The organism is Gluconobacter cerevisiae, assembly GCF_015244675.1.
Lineage (GTDB): Bacteria > Pseudomonadota > Alphaproteobacteria > Acetobacterales > Acetobacteraceae > Gluconobacter > Gluconobacter cerevisiae.
In genome coordinates this window covers 10,618-31,804 of record NZ_JABCQO010000013.1, presented here as the reverse complement: position 1 = coordinate 31,804, position 21,187 = coordinate 10,618, and the positions used below count along the sequence as shown (strand labels likewise).

Here is a 21,187-nt window from a genome sequence, read left to right as displayed (position 1 = left end):
AGTTCTGAAGTATCTCCAGTAACGCTTTCAAACAGTTGCAGTTTTTACCAGACATTTCCTCAACAGCAAGGAAACGTGATCAGTCACAAAAGAAATAACAAGAACCTGTTGCTGAAAACAGCCTTCTCAATTCGGTTGCAGACGTCTGGATGGTTCTCCATTCCGGAGATGGAGGCGGTAAGATGTCGATCAGAACAGAAATTCTCAAATTGCAGGCATCCTTCACATCGGTCTCCTCTCGGTTCCGGTGGGCGTCAAAAGCAGAAGCGTATGTGCGGAGCTGCTGGGCGAATGAAAACCCTATCCGGGCAGATCTGTTTGGGATGGACCGGATGAGGGTGCATGCTCACAGTCTGGCGGTCTCCCATGCCCGAACCGGGTTTGGCACTCATGGCAGCCCTCTGATCGCCCGTCTGAACGACAATGCGCGAGTGTTGCAGGACGCCAATATCGTTCTGTCCCACGCATCGGAGCAGGGAAAGCAGCTGACACCAGCAGCCGAATGGCTGATCGACAACTATTATCTGATGGATATGCAGATCCAGACCATTAAGGTCGAATTACCTGTCGGATATTACCGCGATCTGCCAAAACTGGTGGATGGCGCCTTTTCCGGCCTGCCCCGCGTGTTCGAGATCGCCTGGGCGCTGGTGGCGCATACGGACAGCCATATCAGTACGGAAACGATCCGCGAGTTTCTCGAAACCTACCAGCAGACCCAACCTTTGCTGATCCGGGAACTCTGGGCTGTCCCGATCAACATGCGTATCGTTCTGATCGAAAACCTGCGGCGTATTTCACAGAAGATCAGTGCTGACCTGAAAGCGCGGGAGAAGGCTGATACTCTTGTCGATGCCCTGACGGAAAATGGGGGCGCCAATGGTCCGCAGACCATGCAGGTTCTGGCCGGCGTTGAGACCCACACGCTCTCGCGCGCTTTTCTCGTTCAGTTCGCCCATCGTCTGCGAGGACATGACCCGCAGAAGGACCCTGCTTTTCTGTGGCTTGACGGAGTGCTCCAGGAAAAAGGAACGGATCTGGAGACGATCGTTCATGAGGAGATGCAGGAACAGGGGGGACTGAACGCGACAATCCGCAATATCATCAACAGTATCCGGCTCATGACGACGACCGACTGGAACGATCTAGTCGAGGATGTCAGCCTCGTCAGCAGGACGCTGGCGGCCCACGGCGAATTTGCCGGGATGGATCTGACGACGCGCCACCTCTACTGCCGGGCTGTCGAAAAACTCGCGAAAGGATCACAGTTCTCAGAATGTGACATTGCCACTCTGGCGGTTGCAAAAGCGCAGAACGCCCGCGTTGAATACCCTGCGGAGCCACGGCGTGCTGACCCCGGATATTATCTGATTGCGGAGGGACGTCCGGCTCTTGAGCAGGAACTGGGGTTTCGTGCGCCGTTGCGGGTTCAGGTCGGGAAGATCAGCCGCCAGCTTGGCATTACCGGCTACAGCATTGCGGTAACGCTTCTGACACTTCTTCTGCTGGCGGCGTTTCTGTCGCTCATGAACGGCTATCTGCCGGGACGCGTGTTCCTGCTTCTGCTTGTTTTGGGCTTCATCCCGGCTTCGGATGCCGTGGTTTCCGGAATGAACCGTTTTCTGATGTGGGCCATTACGGTTTCAGAACTTCCGGCGCTGGAACTCAAACAGGGCATTACGGCGGAACTGAGGACGATGGTCGTGGTGCCGACCCTTCTGACGCACCGTCAGGCGGTCCAGGAAATGGTTGATCGTCTTGAAAAACATTACCTCGCCAGCCGGGACGGAGATATCTGTTTTGCGCTGCTGACGGACTGGACGGACTGGTCTTCCGAACACCGCGCCGGAGATGAAGATCTGCTGGATCAGGCCGTGCAGGGTATTGAGCGGCTGAACCGGATTTACGGACGGACTGACGGAGCGATTGATGGTGCTCCTGACCGTTTCCTGCTGCTGCACCGTCGCAGGAAATGGTCGGAAGGCGAAGGCAAGTGGATCGGCTGGGAGCGTAAGCGTGGCAAGCTGCATGAGTTGAACCGTCTTCTGCGTGGGGCGCAGGATACGAGTTTCATGCTGCTTCCTGGGCAACGGATTCCAGAAGGAGTTCGGTATGTCGTAACGCTCGATAGCGACACGCGTCTGCCTTACGAAGTGGTCCGGCGTCTGGTCGGTAAACTGGCGCATCCTCTGAATAAGGCGAGCTTCGATCCGGAGCGGGGTGCTGTCGTAGAAGGCTACGGCATCCTCCAGCCGCGCGTGACGCCCTCTCTGCCGAAGGCGCGGAGCAGCACGCTGTTTCAGCGGGTTTTTTCCAGCCCCAACGGGATCGAACCTTACACCGCCGCTGTTTCTGACCTGTATCAGGACATGTTTTCTGAAGGCTCATTTGCCGGAAAAGGGATCTACGACATTGATGCGTTCGAGGCGGCCTTGGCCGGACGCGTGCCTGAAGGAACACTGCTGAGTCATGACCTGTTCGAAGGTGTTTTCGCCCGCGCCGGGCTTGTAACCGATATCGAAGTCATCGAGGAATTCCCGACAGACTATCTGGTTTCAGCTTCCCGCCTGCACCGGTGGGCCCGGGGGGACTGGCAGCTTCTGCCATGGATCTTTTCATGGATGGGACGGCTTCCGACGATCGGTATACGCTCAACGCCCATGACGGGTATCGCGCGCTGGAAAATGCTCGATAACCTGCGGCGCAGTCTGTCCGCACCCATGGCCGTCGCGGCCCTGTTCGCAGGTTGGATGCTGGGGGGCCATGATGCGTTCGTCTGGACAATGTGCATTGTTGCAACCGTCGCCATTCCCGCCATTCTGCCACTGCTGATTGACGCGTTTCGCTTCCGGCAGGGAGAGACGCTTGACAGTTATCTGGCCCTGCTCGGCACAGACCTGAAACGCACTGTTCTGACCACCGCGCTCTGCCTGGTGTTCCTGGCCGATCAGGCATGCCTGATGGGAGATGCGATCGTTCGCACACTTGCAAGGGTGTTCGTCACACGCAGGCATCTCCTGCAATGGGTAACGGCGGCGCAGGCTGCCGAGGCACCACGGGAAAGCCTGATGGGATATGTGCGCCAGATGGGCGGAGCCATCCTTCTCGGCGCTTTCGCTTTTGTCCTGATGCCTCTGATGGCGCCTCTTGTGTGGATTGTGATTCTGCCATTTGCCTGTGTCTGGGTTCTGTCGCCGGTTTTTGCCTGGAAGACGAGCCAGTACAGCGTCTCAGCCCGTAGGCTTGAAGCAACCGTGGACGAAACGGCTGTCCTGCGCCTTCAGGGGCGGAGAACATGGAAGTATTTCGAGACTTTCGTCACGGAATCGGATCATTGTCTGCCGCCGGACAATTTTCAGGAAGAGCCCGCTGCTCTGCTCGCACGCAGAACATCGCCCACGAATATGGGACTGTATCTTCTATGCGTTGTCGCCGCGCATGACTTTGGCTGGATTGGCATGGCGGAAGCCGTGGAGCGCGTGCAGGAAACACTCACGACAATGGTCCGTCTGCCGAAGTATCGGGGCCATTTCTATAACTGGTATAGCACGGAAGACCTTTCCGTTCTCGCACCGGTATATGTCTCGACTGTCGATAGCGGCAATCTGGCAGGCCATCTGATCACGCTGGGCCGGACCTTTGTGGAATGGGAGCATAAGGGCCGTTCGCCTGACGGCTGGAGACGGGGTGTTCAGGACGCTCTGACTCTGGCTCAGGAAGAACTGTCCGCGAATGGTAACGCTTTTCGTATGACCAGCATTGCGCAGGATATCCGGTCGCTGCTGCATGAGTTGCTGGAGAATGCTGCCGGGCAGATTTTTGTAGAACAGAAGCTGATGGCTCTTGTCGCGCGTGCGGGGGAAGCAGCGCAGTCTCTGAACGGGAGCAGAGGGCAGAAGGCGGCTGACAGGGATATTGATCTGGCAGGAGGAGCAGAGAGTGTCCTGTTCTGGTTGCAGGCTGCACAGAACAGCATCCGTAGCGATCAGAGAGACGGCGCCACCATACAGCAGACAGCCGGATTGTTGCGGGAACTGGCCGAGCAGGCCCGGACCATGGCACTTGATATGGAGTTCGGCTTTCTCCGTAACCGTGAGCGTGGTCTGCTGTCGATTGGGTACGTCGTCAATGACGGGGTTCTGGACGACAATTGCTACGACCTGCTTGCGTCTGAAGCACGACTTGCTTCGTTCTTCGCGATTGCGAAAGGCGATGTTCCTGCCCGGGACTGGTTCCGGCTGGGGCGGCCTGTTGCTGCCGTGGCGCGGGGAGAGGCCCTTGTCTCGTGGTCGGGCTCCATGTTCGAATACCTCATGCCCTCTCTGGTTATGGCGGCACCGTTCGACAGTCTTCTGGAGGGGACCAGCCGACAGATCGTCAGGCGTCAGATCGAATATGGACAGGCGCGCGAAACACCCTGGGGCATCTCGGAGTCAGCCTATAACGCCCGGGATCTGGACTATAATTACCAGTATTCCAACTTCGGCGTACCGGGTTTGGGGATGAAGCGGGGGCTTGCGCAGAACCTCGTGATCGCGCCCTATGCGACGGCGCTTGCCGCTATGGTCAATGCCCGTAAAGCCGTGGCGAATTTCGTTCGCCTGAAGGCGCTCGGAGCCCAGGGGGCATTCGGGTTTTACGAGGCTCTGGACTACACGAAAGAGCGTCTGCGGCCGGGAGAAAATCCTGCGATCATCCGCTCCTACATGGCGCATCATCAGGGCATGTCCATTCTGGCATTTGCAGATACCATTCTGGACGGAATCATGCGCAGACGGTTTCATGCGGAGCCCATGATGGGGGCTGCCGAGCTTCTGCTTCAGGAACGTGCGCCGATCGGGGGGGCTATAACGCGTCCGCTAAAGGAAGAGAAACTGCTCCCGCCTCCGGCCTCTACGGGACAGGCTCCCGGCGGCCGGCAGATCACGCTGGATGTGGATGCCCCTCCCGTGACTCATCTTCTCTCCAATGGTCGCTACAGTGTCATGCTGACTGCTGCTGGGTCGGGCTACAGCCGCTGGAACGGGCAGGCGGTGACGCGCTGGCGTGAGGATGGAACGCTCGATAACTGGGGATCTTATGTCTATCTGCGGGATATCGGACGTGGCCGTGTATGGTCCGCCGGTTTTCAACCCTGCGGGGTTCCGGCAGATCAGTGCAGCGTTGAGTTCCGCGAGGATCGCGCCACGTATCTGCGGCAGGATGGCGAGCTGACGACGACGATGGATGTGCTGGTTTCTGCGGAGGACGATGCGGAACTGCGTCGTGTTTCCGTCAGGAATACGGGTCAGGCGACTGTTGAGATCGAGGTGACGTCCTATGTCGAGCTGGCGCTGTGCCCGCCGGAAACCGACCTTGCCCATCCCGCTTTCGCCCGCATGTTCGTGCAGACGGAATATCTTCCCTCGCAGCGCGCCATTATTGCCACGCGCCGCCGTCGCAGTCCGGGGGAGCAGGAAATCTGGGCCGCATGTCTGGTTGTGGGGGGCGGAACTCTCTCTATCGAGACGGATCGTGCACGGTTTGTGGGTCGGGGTCGCAATCTTCGGGCGCCCCTCGCGTTGCAGGGAGCTTCGGAACTTTCGGGCAGTACCGGTACGGTACTGGATGCGACTTTTGCCGTGAGGTGCAGACTGGCGGTCCCACCACGGGCCACACGCCGGGTGTCGTTCTGGACGATCGTGGCCTCGACGCGGGCGGCGCTGATGGACAGTATCGAGCGGCATCAGGACGCGGCGGATCTCGACCGCGCGCTGACGCTGGCCTGGACGCATGCACAGGTCCAGTTACGGCATCTCGACATCCGCCCCACTCAGGCAGATCTGTTTCAGAAGCTGGCGAGCTTCCTGCTTTACGCGGGCCCGACACTGCGGGCATCTCCTGAACGGATCCGGCGTGGAGCCGGGCGGCAGACCGATCTGTGGGGGCAGGGTCTGTCGGGCGATCTTCCGATCCTGCTGCTTGTCGTGAGTGAAAGCGAGGACTTCGAGCTTGCCCGTACGGTGCTCAGAGCACAGGAATATTTCCGGATCAAGGCATTGGCCGTGGATGTGGTCATCCTGAACGAACATCCGACATCCTATGCGCAGGATCTTCAGCAGGCGCTTGAAACGCTCGTCAGATCCTCCTCGGTGGGCGGCGGGGCCGGGGGCGTCCATCTGCTACGGGGCAGCCTGATGTCAGGTGTCGTGAAGGAGCTTCTGTACTCTGCTGCGCGTGTGGTCCTTCCCGGAAAGGGAGGGAGTCTACAATATCAGATCACCCGCGCCGAAACGATCCGGCATGACAGGACAGCTTTGACGAAAGAGGCGCTCTTCCGGCCTTATCGGACTACAGGCGAGGCTCCTGCTCTTCCGGAACTCGAACTTTCAAATGGATATGGAGGATTTACGGCCGGGGGGACGGAATATGCCGTGATCCTGCGGGGACGTCGCACCACGCCGGCGCCGTGGATCAACGTGATCTCAAATCCACATTTCGGGTTTCAGGTCTCAGCAGAAGGAAGCGGCTATACATGGTCTGAAAACAGCCGTGAAAACCAGCTCACACCCTGGAGCAACGACCCCGTCAGCAATCCGCCGGGAGAGGCTTTTTATCTGTGCGATGAGGAAAGCCGGGTTTTCTGGTCGCCTGTTGCAGCGGTTTGCCCTGATGAAGCGGCGGTCCATGTTGCGTATCACGGCCGCGGTTACAGTCGGTTCGAACGGGTTGCGAATGGGATCGCCACGACGCTGATACAGTATGTGCCACGGGAAGATCCGATCAGGATTTCAAGGCTGCGTCTGGTGAACCAGACGTCTCGGACACGGACTCTGCGCATGACGGCATATGTGGAATGGGTGCTTGGTCGCGCCCGGATGTCTGCGGCTCCTTTCGTGTTTTCGGAAACCGATGCTGAAACGGGTGCCGTATTCGCCCGGAATGTATGGGGAGATACGTTCGGCGACCGTGTTGCATTCGCGGATTTCGGAGGACGTCAGACCTCCTGCATGGATGACCGGACGGCATTTCTTGGACGTTATGGAAGTCTGTCCGCCCCTCGCGCGATTATTCGGGGAAGCGATCTTCCGGGTCTTGTCGGTGCAGGCGTCGATCCCTGTGTGGCCTTGCAGACGGGTATCACTCTGGCGGCGGGTGAGGAGACGGAATTTGTTTTCCTTCTGGGGCAGGGACAGAATGTCGAGCAGGCCCGCAAACTGATCGCGCAATACCGGGCCGCAGATCTGGATGATGTTCTGGAGGATGTGAAGCAGGGCTGGCGTTCTGTTACAGAAGCCATTCAGGTCCGCACTCCTGACCGCTCGATGGACATCATGCTCAACGGCTGGCTGTTGTATCAGTCCCTGTCGAGCCGTATCTGGTCGCGGGCCGGGTTCTATCAGGCAAGCGGTGCATACGGGTTCCGCGATCAGCTTCAGGACGGAATGTCACTCGTGACTTCTGCGCCTGCATTGGTCAGGGAACATCTGCTCCGTGCAGCATCGCGGCAGTTTGTTGAAGGCGATGTCCAACATTGGTGGCTGCCCCAGAAGGGTAACGGCGTGCGGACGCTCATCTCCGATGACTGTGCGTGGCTGGCCTTTACAGTGGCGCAATATGTGCGTGTCAGTGGAGATCGGAGCGTTCTGGATGAGGAACTGTCTTTCCTTGATGCTCCTGTGCTGGCGAATGACGAGCATGAACGCTTCCTTCAGCCCTCAACGGCGGAAAACCGGGCCTCGCTTTACGAACATTGTGCTTTAGCGCTCGATCACAGTCTGACATGGGGTGCGCATGGTCTGCCGCTCATGGGCACTGGCGACTGGAATGACGGGATGAACCGTGTCGGCGAAGCCGGTCGGGGAGAAAGCGTATGGCTCGGCTGGTTCCTGTCCTCGGCGCTGAAGGCGTTCATTCCTCATGCGGAAGCCCGTGGCGATCAGGCCCGTCTGGAGACATGGCATTGGGCGCTTGAGGAACTCAAGATCGGGCTGGAGAACGCCTGGGATGGGGAGTGGTACTGCCGTGCCTATTTCGATGATGGATCGCCGCTGGGCAGCCATCTCAATCGGGAAGGGCGGATCGATGCGATCGCGCAGTCATGGGCTGTGATCTCAGGGATCGGAGACCCCGAGCGGGCAAGATCGGCCATGCAGGCGGTCCGGGAGCAACTCGTAAGGCTGGACGACGGAATCATCATGGTCCTCACGCCGCCCTTCGATAAATCCGAGCCTGATCCCGGCTATATCCGCGGTTATCCGCCCGGCGTTCGGGAAAATGGTGGGCAATACACCCATGCGGCACTCTGGACCGTCATGGCAACAGCCCTGCTGGGAGACGGCGCCGCTGCCCATGCGATGTTCGCTACCATCAATCCGGTCCATCACGCCCGGAATGAGGTAGCCGCCGGGTGTTACAGGCTGGAGCCGTATGTTGTAGCGGCGGATGTCTATTCCGCAGCACCCCATGTCGGGCGCGGTGGCTGGTCTTGGTACACAGGTTCGGCGGGATGGATGCAGCGCGTGGGAACGGAAGTTCTGCTTGGTGTGCGGATCGAGGACGGCAAACTGCTTCTCTCGCCCTGCATTCCGCCGGAGTGGCCGGGCTTTGAGGTGCTGCTGCGCTGGAAGACAGCCACCTATCGGGTTGAGGTAAGCAATCCGGATCAGATCAGCCGGGGCGTGTTGGATGTTCGGGAGAACGGAAACCTCTTGGGAAATGAAGAAGCGGTTGTTCTGACAGATGACGGAGCGGTCCACCTGATTGAGGTTGTCATGAAAAGAAATTGAAAAATCAGTTAGTTGCGCGGAGCGGGATGATCCATTAACACCGGCCGCTCCCGGAACTGACGTCATGAGACCGGCCGCTTTTGAAATATTTTCTGTCCTTTCCCATTCTGTCCCTTATTTTTTCCATGTCGGCTGGAGCGGAGACATGCCCGGCTCTGTTCGCGGAGGGACAGTCCCCGTCAATCCTGCGGGAAACGGCGCGGATCGGCACGGTTCAGCTTTGCAACTCCGGGTATGCCGTTCTTGTCTCAGAAGCGACCAAGGGGCCGCTCTGGTCTGCGGAGGACCTGACGGAAGAAAATCTGGAGATTGCGGACCGCACGCGTCGGCAGGGGAGCTTTTTCGCTGATGAGCGTCTTCCCTTCAATATGCGGGCTACTCTGAACGATTATCGGTCGTCAGGCTATGACCGGGGGCATATGACGCCCAGCGGTGACGAAGCCGGGCTGATGGCGCAGCAGGAGTCATTCCTGCTGTCCAATATCGTCCCGCAGACAGAGGAGCTGAATCGTGGTCCGTGGGAAGGCGTTGAAAGTGCTGTCAGGGGTTGGGCGCGGCAGGAAGGTGAAATCTTTGTCGTCACAGGTCCGGGTTATGATCCGGATGATGTGCGGACGATCGGGAAGGGGCGTATTCCGGTTCCTGCGGTAACGTGGAAGGCTATTTACGACCCCGCAGTCAACGGAACGGGAGCATATGTGTGTTTGAACACGCATCGTCCGACGTGCCGGATTACCAGTGTGGCGCTGCTGACGCAGTTGGTAAATATTGATCCTTTCCCTGCACTTCCGGCCAACATCAAAGATCATGTCAGCGCTATGCCCCCGATCAGGGAAACGCCTGAATCGCTCTCGAAACAGCCTCAGGCACGTGAACTTTTGCGGGAATGGGGATCGAAAGCCGCACAGAAAGCCCTCAAAGCTCTCGTGAAAGCGCTTGTGCCTTGACTGAAACACTACTCCTGAAAACAGGGCCGTATACTGTTGTGTTTCAGACTATGACTGTGAAGATTTTATGAAAAGCAGAAACGTCATAACTAAAAATTTATTAAATGGATTAAGGCAGGAGACAGAATAACGGAATCCGGGATTTATGTTTCATTTTGACCCCTCCTCGGCGGTATCGCTCGTTGCGCTATGCCTCTGCTTTGTTCTGGTCTGTGTGTTTGAATTTGCCAATGGCTTTCATGACACGGCCAATGCTGTTGCAACCGTCATCTATACCAATTCGCTCAAGCCGACTGTAGCAGTCGTCTGGTCCGGATTGATGAACCTGCTGGGCGTGATTCTGGGCGGCATTTCCGTCGCTTACGCGCTGGTGGAGCTTCTCCCACCGGATGTGCTTTCGCCTCCGAGCGGAAATCCGGCTGTTCCAATGCTGGTGGCTCTTTTCGGCACGGCTCTGGCCTGGAACCTGATGACATGGTGGTTCGGAATTCCGAACTCTTCCTCACATTGCGTTATCGGCTCGCTGGTCGGCATTGCCATCGGTGACTCCTTCGTTCACGCTCGTGAACTGGGACACAGCGTGGACTGGAGCCAGATCTGGAAAGTGCTTCGTGCACTGGCCGTGTCGCCTCTGCTGGGGTTTGTGGGCGCGCTCCTGCTGTATTTCCTCATCCGTTCGCTCGTGAAGATGCCGGAAATGTACAAGGCGCCGACGCCTGACCAGAAACCGAACCCGATCGTACGCGGTGTTCTGGTTCTGACCTGCACGCTCGTCAGCTTTTCGCATGGTAGCAATGACGGTCAGAAGAGCATCGGTCTGATCATGCTGACGATTATCGGCATCATGCCCGCAACCTTTGCACTGAACCCGTCATCTCCTGTCAGCATTCAGCAGATCCGTCAGGACGCACAGCAGGCGCTCCCGCTGGTGACGCAGTATGACCGGTATTCCTTCAAGGAAGATGCCATCGCGTCGATCAACCGTCTGTCACAGACGGATGGCCCTTCCGAGGTGCCCGCTGAACTGCGCGGCGATGTGTATCAGGTTCTGTCCGGCCTTCGCTCTGTCGCAGCTAACCCTGCTGCGTCAGATGCTGAAAAGAAACAGGCTGCCCGTCTCGCATCCGAACTCCGCCCGACCGTTGAATACGCTCCGGCCTGGGTGCGTCTGCTGAGTGCGCTCTGCCTCGGGATCGGCACGATGGTCGGCTACAAGCGCATCGTCCGGACGCTGGGTGAAGGTATTGGAACAACGCATCTGACGCCAGCACAGGGTGCGGCTTCGGAAGTTGTTGGTGCGGGCCTGATTATGACGGCGGGCTATACAGGTCTTCCGGTTTCTACAACGCATATCATCACATCCGGTGTGGCTGGAACGATGGTGGCTGCGGGATCGGGCATCAACAAAAAGATGCTGAGCAAGATCGTGATGGCCTGGCTGCTAACACTGCCGGTGACGGTCTGTGTGGCGGCGACGGTGTTCTACCTTCTCGCCTGAAGCATCTTCATCAGAGGCCGGAGCTTTCATGCTTCGGCCATGACGACAAAGGGACGCGATGTTATCGCGTCCCTTTGTCGTTTCAGGGCTGCGGTCTTACAGCGCCCGTTCCGGCATCGAGAAACAGAGGAGTCAGTCTGGGCTTGCGATTGAAATCGAACAGATCTTCGAGGGAATTCGTGTCCGCATCGAAAGAACCTTTGCCCAGTCTCTCGCCCTGAAGCCAGTTGTCTTCAATGAAGCGGGGAATAGAAGACTGGGTCAGGAAGGTGTGGCTGACATAGTTCGTCCGCGCCCAGGGTGAGAGTACCAGCAGGGGAGTTCGTGTCCCCGGCCCGCACCGGCCATTCACTTCAGTGCCACGAACCCCTTGAGGGCGCGCTGCAGTTCCGCACTGTCCCGGCCCGTCAAGCTGATCAACTTCGGGATCGGTGGAGCCATGACGGGGAGGGACGAAGGCATGGTCGTACCACCCGTCTGAATCGTCGTACGCGATGAAAATGGCGGTATTGCGCCATTCCGGTCGGGCCTGGATGAAATTGACGAGTTCAACGACGCCCTTCTGCTCATCCAGCGGGTCCGAATAGCCCGCATGACCGTCCTGCCAGGCGGGCATCTTCACGAAAGAAACGGCGGGAAGGTTTCCTGCTTTCGTCGTAGCAAAGAAATCCTGAAGATCGTATTCGTGGTGGGCGGGGTCCGGTTGGCCGTTGTCGGGGCGCACACTGTGTCCGATGGCAGCTACGGAAGACGGTCGTGCATGGGTCGAATTGGCCGTACTGGCGTAATACTGAAACCAGTTATGGTGCGGGATATAATCCACCACGGTCTGGCTGACGGTCGGGGAGAGAGTCTGCCGCTGGCACCCTGTTGAGCCATCGGAATTGTGGAGTGAAAGGTCGAATCCCCCCATGAAGCCACCCCAGGTGATTCCATGCCTGTTGAGCAGATCCCCGATATTCGGCCCGGTCATCCGCACTTGATTGTCAGGGGTGGAGCAGACATCGTCGGCGGGATCAATGTCATTGATCATGGTCCAGCCGCCCTGGCCGTCTCCGACATAAGGCGATGCGGCATGCAGTGTTGAAGGCTTCTGCGTCGTGGTTTTGATCTGGAGACCGTTGGTCTGGCCGGACACCACTTCCAGAGCGCCGGGCGTGGAGGGACCATATGTGTCCGTATAGGCCGCATCGCTCATGGCAAAGCGCTGTGCATAGCGCCACATTGCCGTGACGGTATTGCCGTCGAAATAACCCATGACTTCCCCTCTGGTGCCAAACGCACCGACGCCGCCGGGCAGTCCGCGTCCGGTATAGCGTGGGAACAGGTCGGATCGTCCGTGATCGTAGGCCCGCTGTTCGGCCGTGTAGCCGTGGTTCTGGTCGGCTGTTGCGGCCTGTGTGCGATCCAGCCGGAAGGGCAGTGAGGCGTCCCGGCCATTGCCCAGGATCGTGTTGGGATTGTGTCTCAGCAGATCAGCCGTGGCGAGCGTATCGACACGCGGTGTCTCCGCTAGGGCATGGAATTCAGGCTCGCCGGTGAGGTTGGCAGCCTTCGGGTATGTTCCGAAGTAGTGATCGAAAGAGACGTTTTCCTGATAGATCACGACCAGATGTTTGATTGGCGTCTTGGTCGGAGGGGACGTATCGGCTGCATGAATGGCAAACGGCCATGTCAGGCACAGACCGATCGCCGCAACAGGAATACGTAAAGGAAGGTTCGTCATCAAAAAGTGGTCCGCCGCTGAAAAATCCGGAATTCGGAGCTTTCCTAGCGGCAACACCGACTTCCGATGAAGAAACTTATTTGAAGATCAACGCTCTGACCTGAGACGTTTTCGTCTCAGACGCCGGCGATCTGCAGAGACAGTTGAGCCATGCGGAGGGCGCCCTCGCGGCTTGTCGCGCCGCAGATGAAGCGGGCAGGATGGGCAAATACGGCATCAGACACACCAGAAACGGCGGCCAGCTTGTCCCGCTCCAGACCCCCCCAGGCTTCCGGCAGGGAAACACGCTGGCCGAAATCGCCACGAACAGGCGGAACGGCCTTGACGTTCCACTGCTCCGGCCCTGCGGGGGAGACGACGTAAACCACCGGTAGGTCGCGCTCGAAAATAACCTTTTCTGTCGGCATGCCCGTTTCCATGACGAGAATGCGCTTGTCTTCGGCGCTCTCATAAGCCGCGACGACGCGGTCCGTTGCCTTAAGGCTGGCACGGATGCGGTCCACGACATTGACCAGATGCGAGGCGACAGCTGTGGCGGCATTGGCGAAACCGAGAGATTCCCGTGCGCGGGCCTCCTGCTTTCCGTAAAGTTCAGCCGTATCCCATGGCGGGCTGCATGCCGAGACGATGTCTGCCAGCGAGAGCTTGCCCATCTTGACCACACCATTGTCATCCTGGTCAATTGGCAGAATCAGGGACTTGTCGAGGCTCTGCCAGATCAGATCCACGGTGGCGTCATCGACCGGAGCGCTCAGAATGTTGCGAATAGCCGCGTGTCCATAATCCTTCCACAGAAGGCCAGCCGCGCTATAAGGCGTGCTGTCTTCACGAAGGGGCTTGTCCTTCATGTGGTGGTCGTAACGGCCATGCGGCGGATCGTAGAGGCCGCCTACGTCGAAAACGATATCGGCAGATTTGATGACGTCCGGATTGCGGGTTCGGATGAATGTCAGGCGATCGGCGGATTTTTCTTCCAGAACCCGAGCGCGGAGATCCCCCTGCGGCGCAAGGGCATAGTGTAGAATGACATAGCCCATGGTCTCGTCGACATGAAAGTTGCCCGAATGGGTGAGTGCCGTGACAGGCGCCGAGCCGTTTTCGAGACCAATGGGGGTATGGTTAGACATCTTGGGAACCTGCCGACAGGAAAAAGGAACGTATTGGCCCCTTTCATGCCGCAGGCTAGCCCGGCAGACAACCTTCCTGCCAGAGTTCGTTTCAGCCGACCCGATGCACGGCGCAGAGCTTGTTGCCATCCGGATCGCGCAGATAGGCAAGGTAGAGGTCGCCTGTTGCGGTGTGGCGGATGCCGGGCGGGTTTTCGATGGCCTCGCCACCGTTTTCAACGCCGGCCTTGTGCCAGGCGTCCGCCTGTTCGGGGCTGCTCATGGCAAAGCCGACCGTTCCGCCATTGGCGCCTGTGGCGGGTTCACCGTTCAGGGGCTTCGTGATGATCAGACGACCACCGGAATGGGCATAAACAAGCCGCCCCTTGGCATCGGGTTCGGCGGCCGTACAGCCGATGACGCCAAGCGTTGCGTCATAGAATGCTTTGGAATGGGCGATGTCGTTGCTACCCAGCGTGATGTGGCTGAACATGGAAAGACTTTCCTTGGTGACGGATTGCGGGAGGACGAAATGGTTTCTCCGCAGGATCAGTCGATATTGATATTGCGGATTCCGCCGGGAATTTTCGTCTTGGAATTGCGCGGTACGAATGAGAGCCCGGTGGTATTGTAATCCGGGTTTTCCGCCATCGCCTGAAGGGTCATGTCGTCACGCACGTCTAGCAGGCGGCCATGTCCCTTGTTTTCCTTGCGGATGGCAGCAGCACAGAATTCTGCGGCTGCGGAGAAGGGGTGGGCATTGCCGTTGGCCCCGCTCACCATCTGTTCGCGGATGCATTTGCTGTCAGTATGTCCTGTGACCCACGGGGCAGAAGAACAGGAGGTAAGCAGAAGAACGCTGGAAAGAAGAACGTAACGCATGAAGCAGAGCCTACTCGTGGCAGGGAACGGGATAAAGCATAGGCCCGGTAGAACCTGAATGCTTATTGGATCGCTCCTTGCGAAAAGGTCAATGCCCCGTTTGGTCCTGACCGGAACGACATCGGTCAGGACCAAACATTTATTTACCGTGTTGCTGGCAGACCAGTCGTCAGGTTCTCGAACTGCTCTGGATGCTGGGACGTCGTGACATCCCCGACGGGTTTCGGGTGGTGCAGGTTATCATACTGCAACGGCGTAATGGACAGGGTCTGGTCCATTGTGGGCAGGTCGCGGATGGTCCAGCCGCCGCCGAGGCTGCGGATCAGGTCCACGTCCGCATGGTACAGACGGGTTGCGATCTCGACCTGATGGATGCGGCTTTCCAGCGTGTTTTCCTGGCTGAAGATGGCCTCAAGATAGGTTCCGACGCCGCCCTGATAGAGCGTCATGGTCATGTTTTGCGTGGCAAGATTGGCTTTGACAGCCTGTTCCAGCGCCGCGTTTTCCTTGGTCAGACGTTCGGTCAGGGACAGTCCGTCTTGCACTTCGCGGAAAGCAGACAGAACCTTCATGCGATAGCCGTCGCGCGTTTCCCGATAGGCTGACCATGTTCTTTGAAGTTCCGCCCGACGCAGTCCGCCATCAAAGAGCGGCATGTCGAGCGTGGCGCCATAGGTCCAAAGCGAGTTGGCAAGATTGGCCAGATCGAAGCCGTTGGCGGAGAAACCACCATTCAGGCGCAGGGCGATATGCGGATAGAAGGCCGCACGCGCAATGCCGATTTCACGATTGGCCTGTGCCATTTCGCGCTCGGAGGAGGCGATGTCCGGACGACGCTGGAGCAGGGTGGAGGGAACGTCCGTGGGGATCCTCGGCTGAATAAAATGGAACTGCGGGCTGGCCGGGATATGGAAGCTTGACGGTGAACTGTTTGTCAGCACCGCGATGGCATGCTCCGTAACCTGCCTTGCAGCCTGAATGTCCAGACGCGCCGCCTGTGTGGTGTAGAGCTGCGCCTGTGCGCGTGCCAGATCGAGGCGCGGCGCTGCTTGATTCTGGAGCTGGTTCTCCGTAATGCGGACGGCGCGCTCGTAGTATCCGATGGACTGCGCATAGATCGCATCCTGCGCGTCATAACCGCGAAGCTGGATGTAGTCGCGGGCAAGCTCAGCCTGTGTGCTCAGGCGGGCTATCGCGAAATCGGCCGCGCGCTGCTGGGCGAACTGCTTCTGTTCGCGAACGCGGTTGCGGATGGATGACCAGAAATCAGGCTCCCATGATGCCAGACCGCCGTATTCTTCTTCGGTCTGGGTCTGGGTCGCACCGTTGCGGAACAGGCGGTCAGCGGACTGTTTGTTGTCCGACGCCCCAGCTTCGAGGCTGACATGCGGCAGCAATTCCGAACGCGCGGCCACGACAAGTGCGCGTGCCTGAATGAAGCGTTCGGCAGCGGCCTGAATGTCGCCGTTATCTGATGTGGCGCGGGCTTCAAGATCGTTCAGCAACGGGTCCTGAAACATGGTCCACCAGTTGGTGGGAAGTGCCGTATCCGCGGGTGTGGCCACGGCAAACGGTGCCTGCCCCTGCCATGAGGCAGGGACGACAAGGTTCGGAGCCTTGTAGGTGGGCGCCAGATCGCACGCGGACAGACCGAGCAGCGACAGAGCGGTGCCGCAGACCAGACCGGTGCGGCGAAGGCGGGAGAAGGATGGGATCATCTTACTCGTTCTCTTTTCCGAAGCCGGACTGGTTGTAGCCGCGCTGCGGCACGGTCACATTGACCTTGTCGCCTTCGAGCACATCTGCGGGCGGATTGGCGATCACGCGGTCGTTCGGGCCGATACCAGCCTGAATTTCCGTTGCCGTATCGGCCATGCGTCCGACCGTCACGTTCTGGAAATGGACTGTGTTGTCGTCCCGCACAACTGCGAGCTGCATGCCCTTTTCCTGAAAGACCAGAGCACTGGTGGGAACTTCGTAGAGATGCGAATTCTCGTTGTTCGCCTTGAGCTCCACCGAAGCGAAGGTGCCCGGCCACAGGACTTCGTTCGGATTGTCCATTTCGAATTCTGTGGTGGAGGTCCGGGTGTTCGGATCATAGCCGCGTGCGGTCGTCAGGAAGTTCGCCGTGAACTTGCGGTCCTTGAACTGCGGAACGGTGACTTCAGCCGTGATGTCCGGCTGAAGAACATACTGGAAGACTTCCGGCACGGAGACGAACAGACGCAGCTTGTGTACATCTGCGACGGTGAAAAGCTCGGAGGCCGCGCCCGCAGCGTTGAGGTTGCCGCCGCCGTCATGGACATAGTCGCCGACGTTGATGTCACGCGAAGTCACGATGCCATCAAAGGGCGCGACGATCGTCTTGAAGCGTTCGAGCGCTTCGAAGTGCGCAACATTGCGTTCGGCAGCCTCAACCTGCGCCTTGGCGGACTGCTGGTCGGCCTGTGCGACAGAAACAGACTGCCCCGAGACGGACTGGGAACGACCCATGGCCTGCCAACGCTGGAGCGTGACGTTGGACAGGTTGTACTTTGCCATGATCGACGCGAGGTCGGCCTTCGCCTGTGCGTATTGCGCGTCCAGTGCCGGGGCGTTGATCTCAGCCAGAACGTCACCCTGCTTCACGCGGGCGCCGTAGTCTTTGTACCACATCTTCACATAGCCCGAGACCTGCGGATAGATCGGCGCCTGATACCAGGCATCGATGTTGCCGGGCAGCGTCAGGGCGACCTTTTTGGGGGACTGGATCGGCTTGACGACGGCAACGTCGGGCAGAGCGTTTTCCTTCGTCTCTGCTGCAAGGGCAGTAGAGACATGAATGCGGTCAACGACGATATAGCCGACATAGAGCGCGAGGAGGCACCCTCCCGCAGCGGCGATGATTTTGGGGGAGGTAGCCATCAGGCGATTTCCTTCTGACGCGATGTGCGGTTGTGGAGGATTGCGTAGACGCAGGGAACGAAGAGGAGGGTCGAGATCGTTGCGACGATCAGTCCGCCGATCACGGCGCGACCGAGAGGCGCGTTGGTTGAATTCGACATGGCCATCGGGATCATGCCCACAACCATGGCCAGCGCGGTCATGATGACCGGGCGGATACGGCCATAACCGGCTTCGATAGCGGCCCTGAGCGCATCGCCGTGGATTTCGAGGCGTTCACGGGCAAAGGACACCACGAGGATCGAGTTCGCGGTTGCGGTTCCCATGCACATGATGGCACCCGTCAGAGCCGGGACGGACAGGCGTGTCTGTGTGAGGAATAGAGCCCACGCGATGCCGCCCAGTGCGCCCGGAAGGGCTGTGATGATGATGAACGGGTCCAGCCAGGACTGGAAGTTCACCACGATCAGCAGATAGATCAGGACGATCGAGATCGCGAGACCGATGATAAGCTGTTTGTAGGCGCTTGCCATCGTTGTGGCCTGACCGTGGATATCGACTTCGGCGGAGGTCGGCTTGTTATGATCGTCGTGGGCGACGACCTGACGCACCTTGTCTAGCACGGAACCCATATCGGTGCCTTCGATGTTCACATAGATGTCGATTTCGGACATCGAGTTGTAGTGCGAGACTTCGCCCGGGGTGCCAGCTGCCACGACATTGGCAATGGCGCCCAGAAGCTGGGTTTTGTCGTTGGGATCGCCGTCTCCCTTGTCGACCGGGATGGTCAACAGGTCATTGAGATGGGTGAGCTGGTCCTGTGACGTGTAGACGTTGAGCGGGAAGGTGACATTGTCGACCGGGTCAAGCCAGAACTGCGGATCCACGACGCCGGAACCGGCAAGTGTCAGCAGTTCGTTGGTTGCAAGATCGTTTTCCGTCACACCGGTTGCCTGACTGAAGGTTCGGTTGCCATTCACCATCAGTGTTGGCGTGGACATCGTTTGCTGGATGTTCACGTCTGCCGTACCCGGGATCTGGCGGATCAGCCCGATCAGGTGCTTGGCGTAGTTGTAGTTCTCCATGGCATCCGGGCCGGAAAGCTGGATGTCGATGGGGGCGGCGGAGCCGAAGTTCAGGATCTTGTTCGTCAGATCCGCAGGCTGGAAGGTGAAGACCGTTCCCGGGAAGCGCTTGGAGAGGTCCTTGCGCAGAAGGGCGCGGTAATCCCAGACGGGGGACTGAGCATTCTTCAGGGCAATCGTCAGATCGCAATCCTGCGTCCCGATGGATGGGGTCGGGATGAAGGCCTGGTTATGCGGTCCTTCGGGAAGGCCGCAATTCGAAATGATGTTCTCGACCTTGCCCGGCAGAAGCTGGTTGATGCGATCGTCCACGAGTGCGGCGATACGGCCTGCGACTTCAATTCGCGTTCCCAGTGGTGCACGCATGTGCATCTGGAGGGCATCGGATTTCACTTCGGGGAAGAAGTCCCGTCCAGCGACGAAATAGAGCCCCATGGACGCGATGGAGAGCACCATGAAGATGCCGACAAAAGCACCACGGCGTTCCACGCAGCGTGTGAGGACCGTGTTGTATCCTTCACGGAAGCTGGTGAAGCGTGCCTCGAAGCCTTTCTGAAAGCGGCTGAAGAAGCCTGATGGCGGGCGCTGGGTTGCGTGCGGGTTCGGGATGTCGATCGCAGAGTCATGGATACCGTGCGGGTCTTCATCGGGGCCGGGCGCGCCGACGGGGTGATGCACATGGCCTGCGAGAAGGTACTTCGCCATGGTCGGAACGAGAGTTCGCGACAGGATGAAGGACGCGATCATCGCGAACATGATGGCAAGGGCCATCGGCATAAAGAGATAGCCTGCGACGCCATCCAGCTCGAACAGCGGCAGCCAGACGATGCAGATGCAGGTCGTGGAAACGAAAGTCGCGATAACGATCTGGTTTGCCGCATCGATGATGGCGGTTTCGAGATCCTTGCCCATTTCAAGGTGAACGTCGATGTTCTCGATCATCACCGTAGCATCGTCCACGAGGATGCCGACTGCGAGTGCCAGACCGCCGAGTGTCATGACGTTGATCGACTGACCGGCCCAGCCAAGCGCTATGATCGAGCACAGGATGGCGAGGGGAATTGAAGTCGCGATGATGACTGTCGAACGCCAGGAGCCAAGGAAGAGCAGAACCACGATCCCGGTCAGGAACGACGCGGTGATCATTTCCTGAACCACATCCTTGATCTGATCCTTCACCATGATGGAGGCGTCGGACAGGATGGAGATATGGACGTCAGGAGGCAGGATTGCTTTCAGGCGCGGAAGCAGGGCCTTGGTAGCCGCGACCACATCGAGCGTGGAAGCCGTACCGCCCTTTTGGGTGATCATCTCGACGCCCTGGCGGCCTTTGACCAGCACGAGGTTCGTCTGGGGATGGCCACCGCGATAGACCGAGGCCACATCGCGCACATAGATGACCGCATTGCCAACGCGCTTGACCGGAATATTGGCGATATCGTCCATGGATTCAGGAGCGGCATTGGTCTGGACCATCCAGTCCGTTGCGTCGATCTTCTGGTCACCTGCTGGCAGAACGATATTCTGGGCGGTCAGGGCGGCCTGAACGTCTGCGGCGGAGAGGTGATGAGCCTGAAGCTGCTTCTGGTCCAGAGAGACCATGACGAAGCTGTCCATGCCGCCATAAGGATGGGCGACGATGGCGCCGGGAACCGTGGCGAGAAGCGGACGAACGCGAATGACACCGAGCTTGAAGAGATCGGACGGCGTCTGTTTGTCAGACGTCATCTGAAGCGCAATGACCGGAACCTGTGAGGGGTTCAGGGCCACGATCATCGGCGCCGGCACCTTGGGCGGGAGCCCGAGCAGCACGGTCTGTGCGATGGCCGACACTTCGGCTTCGGCGGTGCCGACCGATGTTCCGGGCTGGAAATAGAGATTGACGATCGAGCGGCCGTAATAGGAGCTGGACTCCATATGCTCGATGTTCTGAACGGTCGTGGTAACGGCCAGTTCGAAGTTATAGGTGATACGGCCTGCAAATTCCTGAGGCAGGAGCCCCGGATAGGTCCAGATTGCCGCGACTACCGGAACCTTGATGTTTGGAAAAACATCGGTCGGCGTCTTGAAGATCGACATCACGCCAAGCAGCACGATCATGATCGACAGGACGACAAAGGTGAGCGGTCGCCTTAGCGCGGTGACGACGATGGCATTCATTCAGCTCGGTTCCCAACAGATTTTGAGCAAGGAAGGGAAACCGGGACAATAGGAGGGATGAAATATAACGTCTTTTAAATCGTGATTTATGGATTGTTTTTTACTTTTCAGAATCTGTTAAAAATTTTTTAT

General features: G+C 58.5%; 10 protein-coding genes. 3 read left to right on the top strand and 7 right to left on the bottom strand.

Annotated features, from left to right (window positions below):
* Positions 1–332 precede the first annotated feature (332 nt).
* The 3 genes from HKD21_RS12730 (at position 333) to HKD21_RS12720 (ending at position 11,213) form a co-directional block, all read left to right on the top strand.
* Complete coding sequence (locus HKD21_RS12730; protein ID WP_228121472.1) at positions 333–8,768, top strand: GH36-type glycosyl hydrolase domain-containing protein; 8,436 nt, start codon at positions 333–335, stop codon at positions 8,766–8,768.
* Positions 8,769–8,893: 125 nt separating this feature from the next.
* The gene (locus HKD21_RS12725; RefSeq protein ID WP_194256004.1) at positions 8,894–9,715 is read left to right on the top strand and encodes a DNA/RNA non-specific endonuclease; all 822 of its coding nucleotides are present in this window, start codon (positions 8,894–8,896) and stop codon (positions 9,713–9,715) included.
* Positions 9,716–9,860: 145 nt separating this feature from the next.
* Positions 9,861–11,213, top strand: a complete 1,353-nt coding sequence (locus HKD21_RS12720; RefSeq protein WP_194256003.1) for an inorganic phosphate transporter — start codon at positions 9,861–9,863, stop codon at positions 11,211–11,213.
* 82 nt (positions 11,214–11,295) lie between these two features.
* Here the strand turns inward: HKD21_RS12720 and HKD21_RS12715 are convergent, their stop codons facing one another.
* The 7 genes from HKD21_RS12715 to HKD21_RS12685 all read right to left on the bottom strand — a co-directional run bounded on the left by HKD21_RS12715 (position 11,296) and on the right by HKD21_RS12685 (position 21,055).
* Positions 11,296–12,939, bottom strand: a complete 1,644-nt coding sequence (locus HKD21_RS12715) for a phospholipase C (RefSeq protein ID WP_194256002.1) — start codon at positions 12,937–12,939, stop codon at positions 11,296–11,298.
* Positions 12,940–13,055: 116 nt separating this feature from the next.
* The gene (locus tag HKD21_RS12710) at positions 13,056–14,066 is read right to left on the bottom strand and encodes an MYG1 family protein (protein WP_194256001.1); all 1,011 of its coding nucleotides are present in this window, start codon (positions 14,064–14,066) and stop codon (positions 13,056–13,058) included.
* A 91-nt stretch (positions 14,067–14,157) separates the two neighbouring features.
* On the bottom strand, positions 14,158–14,538 hold the full coding sequence (locus HKD21_RS12705) for a VOC family protein (protein WP_194256000.1): 381 nt from the start codon (positions 14,536–14,538) through the stop codon (positions 14,158–14,160).
* A 56-nt stretch (positions 14,539–14,594) separates the two neighbouring features.
* A complete protein-coding gene (locus HKD21_RS12700) occupies positions 14,595–14,927 on the bottom strand; it encodes a hypothetical protein (RefSeq protein ID WP_194255999.1) in 333 nt (110 codons plus the stop codon).
* 143 nt (positions 14,928–15,070) lie between these two features.
* Complete coding sequence (locus HKD21_RS12695; RefSeq protein ID WP_194255998.1) at positions 15,071–16,645, bottom strand: efflux transporter outer membrane subunit; 1,575 nt, start codon at positions 16,643–16,645, stop codon at positions 15,071–15,073.
* A gap of 1 nt (position 16,646) precedes the next feature.
* Entirely contained in the window at positions 16,647–17,831 is a 1,185-nt protein-coding gene (locus HKD21_RS12690; protein WP_194255997.1) for an efflux RND transporter periplasmic adaptor subunit, read from the bottom strand.
* Positions 17,831–21,055: an efflux RND transporter permease subunit gene (locus HKD21_RS12685; RefSeq protein WP_194255996.1), complete on the bottom strand. Its 3,225-nt coding sequence runs from the start codon at positions 21,053–21,055 to the stop codon at positions 17,831–17,833. Before HKD21_RS12685 ends, HKD21_RS12690 begins: the two co-directional genes overlap by 1 nt.
* Between the last annotated feature and the right edge of the window lie 132 nt (positions 21,056–21,187).

Coding starts and splice junctions, on each gene's coding strand:
- HKD21_RS12730 (WP_228121472.1), top strand. CDS start 333: ATGAGGGTGCATGCTCACAGTCTGGCGGTCTCCCATGCCCGAACCGGG.
- HKD21_RS12725 (WP_194256004.1), top strand. CDS start 8,894: ATGTCGGCTGGAGCGGAGACATGCCCGGCTCTGTTCGCGGAGGGACAG.
- HKD21_RS12720 (WP_194256003.1), top strand. CDS start 9,861: ATGTTTCATTTTGACCCCTCCTCGGCGGTATCGCTCGTTGCGCTATGC.
- HKD21_RS12715 (WP_194256002.1), bottom strand. CDS start 12,939: ATGACGAACCTTCCTTTACGTATTCCTGTTGCGGCGATCGGTCTGTGC.
- HKD21_RS12710 (WP_194256001.1), bottom strand. CDS start 14,066: ATGTCTAACCATACCCCCATTGGTCTCGAAAACGGCTCGGCGCCTGTC.
- HKD21_RS12705 (WP_194256000.1), bottom strand. CDS start 14,538: ATGTTCAGCCACATCACGCTGGGTAGCAACGACATCGCCCATTCCAAA.
- HKD21_RS12700 (WP_194255999.1), bottom strand. CDS start 14,927: ATGCGTTACGTTCTTCTTTCCAGCGTTCTTCTGCTTACCTCCTGTTCT.
- HKD21_RS12695 (WP_194255998.1), bottom strand. CDS start 16,645: ATGATCCCATCCTTCTCCCGCCTTCGCCGCACCGGTCTGGTCTGCGGC.
- HKD21_RS12690 (WP_194255997.1), bottom strand. CDS start 17,831: ATGGCTACCTCCCCCAAAATCATCGCCGCTGCGGGAGGGTGCCTCCTC.
- HKD21_RS12685 (WP_194255996.1), bottom strand. CDS start 21,055: ATGAATGCCATCGTCGTCACCGCGCTAAGGCGACCGCTCACCTTTGTC.